Genomic DNA, 8,718 nt, shown 5'->3' with positions numbered 1-8,718 from the left:
CCTTGATGTGGTGGAAGGGGATGTCGTGGTTGACGACGACCTTCTGGTAATCGAAATGGTTGGAGACGACGCCGACGATGTCGATCGGCAGCGCCCCGATCTTCCAGCGGTAGAGCAGGTCGTTGAGGCAATGGCCGAAACGCGACACCATCAGCAGCACCTTCATGCGGCTCTCGCTGTCGTGGAAGTCGTAATCCATCTCGAAGGGCGCGGCGACGGCGGCAAAATCGGCGCTGATGGCGGAGCCCGACAGTCCCTCTTCCGAAATGAAGCTGACGCGCATGAAGAACCTGCCGGTATCGAGGTCGTCGAACTGGCTGGAGTCGATGATGTTGCAGCCTTTGTCGGCCAGATAGCTCGAAATCGCCGCAACGATGCCGCGCGTCGATTTGCAGGATACCGTCAATACATAGCTTCTCATGTCTCTCCCTCTTCCCTCTTGGAGGCCGCAGCCCGTGCTTAAATCAAAGCCCGTGCCGCGAATAGGCCGGCGCACTTTCATTCATGCGACAAATTGCAAGATAAACCATCACGTTCCAGCAAGTTCTCTCATGGCCGTATCGGCTTAGGAGAAGTCGCTCAACGCCGCACCGCCAGCGCCGTCCGGATGTGTATTCTCGCCTTCAGTGGATGAAATTAAAGCATGTCGCTGAAAGCTGATGAGCAATATGCGACATCGAGAGGCGGGAAACCAAGCATGTGAAGGGCGGAAATTGAATCCGAAGGTTCACATCTAGGCCGGCGGCCTGCCTGCCACGGCCACCTTCCGGCGCGGCGTGGTGATTTCATGGACGATTGCGCCGCCGATTGACGAAAGCACCAGCGCCAGGATCACGAAGAGCACCGGTTGCTGCAGGATAACGATCGGCAGGCGGTCCGAAGCCACCCTCAGGAAAGCGAGGGTGAAGGCGTGGGTGATATAGATGCTGTAGGAGCAGTCGCCGAGATAGTTCAGCCATCCCAGAACCGGCAGACGGGAAAAGTCGATGGAAACAGCGCCGTAGAGGATGAAGATCGCCGGGATGCCCCAGGCGTAGAACCGGCTCTCCGGCGGCATCAGCGCTTCGTTGACGACGAGGAACACAAAACCCGTGGCCAGTGCCGCCCATGCCCAGCGGTTCGGCAGAAGCACCTTCTGCCGGTAAAGCCAGCCGAGCACGACGCCGGCAAGAAATTCCAGCATGATCGGCTCGCCGTAGAACCGGGTGGCCGTTGATTCCGGAAGCAGCCGGCAGGCAATCAGGATGACGGCAAAGACGGCAAACATCACCGGAATCCGGCGGGTTTCCGAGAGCGGCAGCAGCAGTGCAAACACGAAATAGAAGAACATTTCGTAATTCAGCGTCCAGCCCGGCACGACAACGGGGGTGATCGTGCCGGGATCGGCGGCATTGGCCCATGGCAGGAACAGCAGCGAGGCAATGAGATGCGGAAGGTCGAACACCGTGGATTTGAGCAGTGAGGGGGCAGCAAGCGCCACGACAGCCGAAAACAAGGTTGCCAGCCAGTAGAGCGGGACGATCCTCCTGATGCGGCGGCGGGCGAAATCGATGGGGCGGATCGCCCGCCCGCTCGTCGTCAGCCACATCACGAAGCCGCTGAGCACGAAGAAGATGTCGACGCCGGTTTCGCCATAAAGAAAAGCCGTGGCGTCGACGGCGGGATTGACCTTGGCCAGCTGCAATATTGCATGGAAATAAACGACCATCAGCGCCGCAACCGCGCGCAGATATTGAAGCTGGACAAGCATCTGATGTCTTGCTCCTCGAGCTCGCGGACGCCGGTTTCCACCGTGCCGCTGCGGTCAACTCAGTACATCTGCCGCACGACCCTGCCGGATGCGCGGGCTGTCGTGGAAGCGCATATATCCGACGACGAACCACAAGAGGCCGGCAATCTTCATCGAGAAAACGGCGGTGCCCCCGATCATCATATTCAGAAAAATGAAAAGAGAAAGTGAATGGGCGCAACGCCGCTGCGCCGCCGTACGGCCGGCAGGGAACAGGCAGACGAACAGCCAGAGGGCGACGACGCCGAAGATCGTCGCCGCGTAGATCAGATAGACGTAGCCGCTGTCGGCGAACTCGGCGACCCTGTCGACCGAAAGCCCGAGAACGGCGAGCGGATCGAGCTCCATGATCTTCTTCATCGTCAGGTTGATGCGGCCGGTGAAATTGTCACCCGTCGCATTCGGTTTGAGGGTATAGACGATGAAGCCCGCGGCGACGATCAGCGGCATCAGCGCCAGATTGAGATTCCGCGGGATCTTCGGAAAGACGAAATAGCCGACGATGCAGGCAAAACAGAAGATCAGCATTGTGCGCGTGTCGTTCGTCACCAGGATCAGCACCGCCGTGCTGATGAAGAGCAGCCGGTCCCAGCGCCCCAGTCTTTCCCACATGGAAATCAGGTAGATCGCGATCACGCCGCAAAAATTGGCAAGCGACACCTGTTCGAGGAAGATCGACGACGAGCGATGGTCGATGATGCCGAAGGAAAATCGCTCGGGAAAGCCCAGCGCGTTCTGGAACAGGCCTGTCGTGTTGTAGCTCAGCGGCAGCAGCCCGCGCGTATTGGCGAAATAATCGGACGGATGCACGATGCTGACATAGAAGGGCACGCTGACGATCTCGAAGATCAGGAAGATCAGCACCGTAAGGCTTGCCCAGCGGAAGGCCAGCTTCATCGTTCTCTCGTTGCTCCAGCCGCCGAGGCCGGTAAAGCAGAAGATGATCAGCACGTTGCGGAAATGATCGACGAACGGCATGCGATTGAGCACGCTGACATAGATGGTCACGACAAGCGTGAACAGCAGGAACAGGAAGGCCGGCAGATCCGTCTCGTAGATCCCCTTATGAAGGATGTAGATGATTGCGCTTGCCAGAATCAGGCCTTCGCTGGCGGCGACATGCGTCATCGACAGCGGCATGATGTTGTGGTTGATGAAGGCGAGAATGCCGTTATAGAGCATCGAAAGCAGGCCGAGCCAGAGCACTGGATGGTCGATGCGCGACGTCCCCCCGGCCGCCTCGATGCGGTTGCCCGCCACGGTGAAAGTCGCTGCCTTCTGATCGACTGTCGCCACGGTCAGTTCCCCGCAGGCTTGACGGCGGTGCAGGCGCCGGCGTCCGCTTTCGCCGACGCGGCGAGAAGCCGCATCTGCGGTCGCTCGGGGCCCTTGCCCGGCTGAACGTTGAAAGGTTCGTCCGCCGGCCACCATTCGCCCGCCGCCCAATAGGACCAGCCGAGCCAGACATCGCTATTGTCGGACATGGTCGCGTAGATCTTGGTCAGGCCGCTCATGCAGTCCTTATCGGCGGAGCCGCCGAATTCGCCGAGAAAGCCGCGTTTATGGTTCCGCTTCAGCCAGGCGGTGACGCCGGCGATGGCCTCGACCGCGGTGGCGGCGCCTTCGCAGGTGGCATGGGTTCCCGACGAATCGACGTCGAGATATTGGTGGACCTCGTAAGCGTAGAAATCGAGCGGATCGCGCACGCCGAGCATCACCGTAGCGTTGGCGCCGCCGATCACATCCTCCTCCCAGCTGTGAGCGCCGCTCCAGGCGGTGCCTGGCACGAGGATAAGGTTGCGAGCGCCGACGGCGCGGATGGCGCGGATCGCCGCGTTGGCGGCATCGAGCCAGTCGGTGGCCTTGATGTCGTGCGGCTCGTTCATCAGGCCGAAGAGAACGCCGTCCTGATTGGCGAATTCGACCGCGAGCCTTGCCCAGAAGTCGGCGAATGCGGCGTCCGTCGCCGGCGGGTTGCCGATCTGCGCCTTATCGTAATAGCCGAAATTATGCGGGTCGAGCAGAACGGCCATGCCCTGCTTTCGGATCAGGCCGACCGTATCCTTGATCCGCTTGAATTCGTCCTCGTCCAGCCGCCCGCCTAGCGCCGGCTGCAGCCGCTCCCAGCGGAAGGGCAGCCGAATGATCGTCATGCCCTTCTTGGCGAAATAGCGGATCGTCTGCTCGCTCGGATAGATGTAGTTCGTGCCGTAGATGGCGCCGCGCTCGCTATATTCGCCGCCGGAAAGATTGACACCGCGATAACACGGCGCGCCGGCCGCAAAGACTGGCGACGGCATGAGGGCGGCCGCAAGCAGCAGCGCCATCAGATGTCGTGTCGTCTTCATGGCTATCCTCGCACTCACGGCAACATCGCGACATCGACGTCGCTGCGCCTATCTTAACGGTCCGTTAGCTAAGAATTTCTAAAGTCTCGGCACCTCGGCTTCAGTCTTTCACGCTGGGCGGAACACGAGTGCGCGTATGAGCCAGTATGACAGGAACAGGGTAAGCCGGCTGCCCGGCTGGCGGAGTTACGAGCCGTCTCCGACTGCGTCGGAAGGCGTTCGTCCGCGCAGTCCCGTCGTTCGTCCGGATGATTTCGCCCGTCCCGAACCCGAGCCAGCCCCTCCGCCTTTCGTGCCGCCCTCGGCACGGGTTGCAGAAATCCGTCGATCCGAGCCGCCGGCGCCCGCTGCCGTCGAACCGGCCGCCGCCAATGTGCCGCTGCAGAACACATCCGCGCCCGCCGCTCCGCTTCTCGACCTCCGCTCCAGCATCGCGGCGATCTGGAGCCGCCGATTGGTGGTGCTTGTGCTGGCCGTTTTTGGAGCCGTCGGGGGCGGCGTGGTGGCGCCGCTGATCGGCCAGAAATTCACAGCCGTCAGCAGCCTTTATTTCGATCCGCGTCAGATCGGCCTTGCCGAGGCCGGCGCGCAATCTTCGGGCCCATCGCCGGAAATGATCTCGGCGCTGATCGACAGCCAGGTGCAGATTCTGACCTCGGGCAACGTGCTGCGCCGCGTCGTCGAGGCGATGAAGCTCGACCAGGATCCGGAATTTAACGGCGGCAGGACGGATGGCGCGGCCGTGATCGGCGCCCTGCAGAAGGCGCTTGTTATTACCCGCCAGACCGGCACCTATGTCGTTTCGCTCGCCGCGACGACCAACGATCCGGAAAAATCGGCACGGCTTGCCAACCAGGTGGTCACCTCCTTTACCGAGGAGGAAAACAGCGCCTCGAACGGCCTCTACGAAAACACTTCCTCGACGCTTGACGGACGCCTTGCCGACCTGCGCCAGAAGGTGCTGGAGGCCGAGCAGGCGGTCGAAACCTTCCGGGCCGACAACGACATGGCCGCGACCGAAGGCAACCTGATCTCCGACCAGCGCCTCGTCTCGCTGAACACGCTCTTGGTGACGGCGCAGGAAAAGACCATCCAGGCGAAGGCCCGCGCCGATGCCGTCGCCAATCTGCGCGTCGAAGATATCGTTGCCGGCAACCAGGCGGAGGGCGGCGGCACCTCGCCGCTCGTCAGCCTGCGTCAGCAATATGCTGCCCAGGCCGCCGCCGTCGGCAGCCTCGAAAGCCAGATGGGCACGCGTCATCCGCGCCTGCAGGCGGCGCGCTCCTCGCTGCAGAGCATAGCAGGCGAAATCAGGGGCGAATTGCAGCGCCTCGCCACCTCGGCAAAGGGCGAATATGAGCAGGCCAAGGCCGCTGAGGACAGCATTGCCAAGGAGCTTGGCGTTCAGAAGGCGCTGCAGGCAACCGTCTCCGACAAGCAGGTGGAACTGAACGAATTGCAGCGCAAGGCGACGGCGGCGCGCGATATCTACGAAACGGTGCTCAAGCGCTCGAGCCAGACGAGCGAGGAACAGAACCTCAGCCAGAGCAACATCCGCGTCATCTCGCCTGCCGAGCCGCCGGTCAAGGCCGACGGCCCGGGAAAGAAGATCCTGATGGTCGCCGGCGTCATCGGCGGCTTCCTCGCCGGGTTCTTCGTCGGTGCCGCCTTTGCCATCCTCGCCGGTCTCTTCGGCCACCCCGTCATCAGAGGCTATTTCAGGAAATCGCCCGCCGCGGCGGCTTGATGCGCGCCGTCGATTTTCCTACATGGAGCAGAAGCGCTTTGTCGCCGGCAGGAGAATTCCCATGCGGCTGTTGATGATGCTTCTGATATGGCTCGGCGTCCTGTCCAGCCTCGCCCCGGCGTCAGCCCTCGCTGTCGATTGGACGAAATCCGTGGATTCGGCTGTTCAACCCCTCTACCCCTACAAGGGCCTTCCCGGCGTCAAGGCGCAGCCGGACAAGAAGGAAGAGGAATCCTATAATTGCCGCACCGAGACCGTCCAGCTCCGCCGCCGTTATGACGATATCTTCCGCTCAGGCGGCATGCCGACGCTGATGTATGTCTGCGAGCGCGACGGCTTCGTCACCATGGGCGGAAAGGTTCCGCTCCGCGGCCATTACCAGCCGGTGCGGTAAGGCCAATCGCCTTTCTCGGAGAAGACATGCAGCTCGGCCGGTTTGTCCCCGAGCCCCGAAAGATTTCATCTCTTGCCGAGATCATTCACGAACCGCTGCTCGATCGGGCAACGAACGTGCCTCCGCTCCCCGGCACGCTTCTTGCATCATTACTAATATTCTAACCTTTTGGGAGAAAGTGTCATGCAATGGAACGCATCGGCGAATTTTGCGCCTCTTGTCCTCTTTCTTGGCGGCCGGCGAAGGGTCGTCAAGACGCTCCGAGACGCAGCCGAAGTTCTGATAATAGATTGGCCGTTCGACGATGGAGAGGAATATGTCGCGGCCGTAAAGGCTTGCGACGATGCCATCGCCGGGGAGGCCGGCTTGGAGGAATTGAGGGAATTGCTTCTTCGCGCCGCCAGGGAAGCCGGCATTACGGCTTTGTCGGTCATATCGGATAGCGGGAAGACGACCCCCCATATGGCGGCGTGACAGGGCTTCAACCTGCACCGCTCCTCGAACCGGTATCCAGACAAGCACGTGGATGGCCTCTGTCAACAGAGCCAAACGCGTAATTTTGGAAAGATTTGATATTTGATCTTGGCAGCGATCAAAAGGAAATGGTGCCCAGAAGAGGACTCGAACCTCCACGCCTCGCGGCACAGGTACCTGAAACCTGCGCGTCTACCAATTCCGCCATCTGGGCGACGGAGAGCGATGTAAGGGGGCGGCTCATGACTGTCAACTGGGTTTTTGAAGTTTTCCTGACAGTTGGCAAAAAACTGCGTCTCGCATCGGGAGGAGTGCGGGCCCGGCCGGCATAGCGCTGTCGCCGGCGCGCCCTATATAAAGAGAATATCGAAAGGAAATGCGTCATGCCCGCTCCTCGCACGCTTCTGCTCGCCAGCCTCTTGGCCGTTCTGTCGCCCGCAATGGCAGCCGCCGATTCGCTGAATGTGGGTAGGCCTGGCCTCGGCTCGGTCAACACGGGATCGACGCTCTGCGATTTTCGTGGCTGCTTCGGCTTCGGGCCGCAGCAATGGCATCGCCCCGCGTATGTTCAGCCAAATTACCGTCCGAGGGGCGCGGGGCCGACCTATTACCTGCCGGGCGCGGCGGGGCGGCCGCAGCTCACCTATGATCCGCCGCCGGTGCCCCGTGTGCAGCCGAAGCAGGTGAATAAGCACATCGCCTGGTGCACCAATGAATACCGTTCTTATAATCCGCGGACGGATCACTTCCTCACCTATGAAGGCGTCTACAGGGTCTGCCGCTCGCCCTATCGCTGAGCGAGCTTGATCAGCTTTCGTGCGACACGCGGTCGACATGGCCGAGATCGCGGCCGGGCTCGATGATGTCGCGGACGCGTTGCTTGAGCTCCTTCGGCCCGGGAAAGCCGCCGTCGCGCTTACGCTCCCAGAGGAGATCCCCATTGATGCGGATTTCGAAATTGCCGCCGGTGCCCGGGATCAGCGCCACCTCGCCGAGACTGTCGGAAAAGGTGCTCAACAGCTCCTGCGCCATCCAGGCGGCGCGCAGCAGCCAGTTGCACTGGGTGCAGTAGAGGATCGAGACGCGGGCTTTTTCGGTCATGGCGTTTTCCTTTCGTTTGGCGTGATTTAAGCCCTTGCGGCGTGCGGACGCAATCGCACATGCGCAAGCATCTTGCGCGCCGTTCTTCGGCATGGTCTCTTCCTGCCGACCACCGGGGAGAACCTATGCGAGTCGCAGTCGTCGAAAATATGCGCAACACCGGCCTCGGCGCGCTTGCCACGGCGCTCGACGAGGCGGGTGCTGAGATCGAGTGGTTCCGGGTCTGGCGGGATGGCATCCTGCCGAAAGACATATCCGGTCATGACGCGCTGGTCGTTCTCGGCGGCGAGCAAAGCGCGCTGGATGACGAGACGCATCCCTATCTGCCGGAGCTCGCCCGGCTCGCGCGCCGTTTCGGCGATGCCGGCAAGGCCGTGCTCGGCATCTGCCTCGGCAGCCAGATTCTTGCGCGCGCCTATGGCGCCGACAACCATCTCGGAACCGCCCGCGAATTCGGCTGGCACAGCATCGACGTCACCGATGAAGGCCGGGCCGATCCGCTGCTCTCGGGGCTTGGCGGCGAATTCACCATCTTCGAGTGGCATGCCGACACCTTTTCCCTGCCTGCAGGCGCCGTTCGTCTCGCGACAAGCGCTGTCGCCGAAAATCAGGCCTTCCGCATCGGCCGCGCCGTCTACGGCACCCAATTTCATTTCGAGGCCGATAGAATGGTTGTCGAGCAGTGGAAGGCGGAATTCCCTGACACGATAGAACGCATCGCGCCCGGCTGGCTGGAAAGCTATGCCGAGCTGACTGCGCGGCATGCTGGTGACGCCGATGCCGCTGGCCTTGCCATCGCCCGTGCCTGGGTCGGGCAGATCGAACAGCAAGAGGTCGAGATGCTGTCGCAGGTCCCGGCTTGAAG

Annotated in this window: 10 protein-coding genes and 1 tRNA gene; 5 read left to right on the top strand and 6 right to left on the bottom strand. The window is 61.6% G+C overall.

All coding sequences use genetic code 11. The features are described from left to right. From HJC00_RS03740 to HJC00_RS03725, 4 genes are all read right to left on the bottom strand, one after another. Positions 1-421: ACT domain-containing protein (locus tag HJC00_RS03740; protein ID WP_221163636.1), on the bottom strand; the 421-nt coding region annotated here is incomplete at its 3' end. Between the two features lie 312 nt (positions 422-733). Next, on the bottom strand, positions 734-1,750 hold the full coding sequence (locus tag HJC00_RS03735; protein WP_221163635.1) for an acyltransferase: 1,017 nt from the start codon (positions 1,748-1,750) through the stop codon (positions 734-736). Positions 1,751-1,804: 54 nt separating this feature from the next. Then, positions 1,805-3,085: a hypothetical protein gene (locus tag HJC00_RS03730; RefSeq protein ID WP_210629560.1), complete on the bottom strand. Its 1,281-nt coding sequence runs from the start codon at positions 3,083-3,085 to the stop codon at positions 1,805-1,807. A 2-nt stretch (positions 3,086-3,087) separates the two neighbouring features. Further along, positions 3,088-4,137: a glycoside hydrolase family 5 protein gene (locus HJC00_RS03725; protein WP_221163634.1), complete on the bottom strand. Its 1,050-nt coding sequence runs from the start codon at positions 4,135-4,137 to the stop codon at positions 3,088-3,090. A 136-nt stretch (positions 4,138-4,273) separates the two neighbouring features. Here HJC00_RS03725 and HJC00_RS03720 point away from each other — a divergent pair, with 136 nt between their 5' ends. From HJC00_RS03720 to HJC00_RS03710, 3 genes are all read left to right on the top strand, one after another. Further along, positions 4,274-5,884 carry a GumC family protein gene (locus tag HJC00_RS03720; protein WP_221163633.1) on the top strand — a complete coding sequence of 537 codons (1,611 nt, stop codon included), beginning with the start codon at positions 4,274-4,276 and terminating at the stop codon, positions 5,882-5,884. Between the two features lie 61 nt (positions 5,885-5,945). Further along, positions 5,946-6,278: a hypothetical protein gene (locus HJC00_RS03715; protein WP_221163632.1), complete on the top strand. Its 333-nt coding sequence runs from the start codon at positions 5,946-5,948 to the stop codon at positions 6,276-6,278. A gap of 183 nt (positions 6,279-6,461) precedes the next feature. Then, a complete protein-coding gene (locus HJC00_RS03710) occupies positions 6,462-6,752 on the top strand; it encodes a DUF982 domain-containing protein (RefSeq protein WP_221145690.1) in 291 nt (96 codons plus the stop codon). A gap of 129 nt (positions 6,753-6,881) precedes the next feature. Here the strand turns inward: HJC00_RS03710 and HJC00_RS03705 are convergent. Next, a tRNA-Leu gene (locus HJC00_RS03705) sits at positions 6,882-6,966 on the bottom strand. Positions 6,967-7,135: 169 nt separating this feature from the next. Between HJC00_RS03705 and HJC00_RS03700 the strand changes: the two genes are divergently transcribed. After that, positions 7,136-7,549, top strand: a complete 414-nt coding sequence (locus HJC00_RS03700; RefSeq protein ID WP_210629555.1) for a BA14K family protein — start codon at positions 7,136-7,138, stop codon at positions 7,547-7,549. Between the two features lie 10 nt (positions 7,550-7,559). Here HJC00_RS03700 and HJC00_RS03695 read toward each other — a convergent pair whose 3' ends face one another. Continuing rightward, positions 7,560-7,853 carry a SelT/SelW/SelH family protein gene (locus HJC00_RS03695; protein WP_210629554.1) on the bottom strand — a complete coding sequence of 98 codons (294 nt, stop codon included), beginning with the start codon at positions 7,851-7,853 and terminating at the stop codon, positions 7,560-7,562. 125 nt (positions 7,854-7,978) lie between these two features. Between HJC00_RS03695 and HJC00_RS03690 the strand changes: the two genes are divergently transcribed. Next, complete coding sequence (locus HJC00_RS03690) at positions 7,979-8,716, top strand: type 1 glutamine amidotransferase (RefSeq protein ID WP_221163631.1); 738 nt, start codon at positions 7,979-7,981, stop codon at positions 8,714-8,716. The last annotated feature ends 2 nt before the right edge of the window (positions 8,717-8,718 follow it).

The sequence above is a fragment of the Rhizobium sp. NLR22b genome (genome assembly GCF_019685295.1).
Lineage (GTDB): Bacteria > Pseudomonadota > Alphaproteobacteria > Rhizobiales > Rhizobiaceae > Rhizobium.
This window is presented reverse-complemented; position numbering and strand designations above follow the sequence as displayed.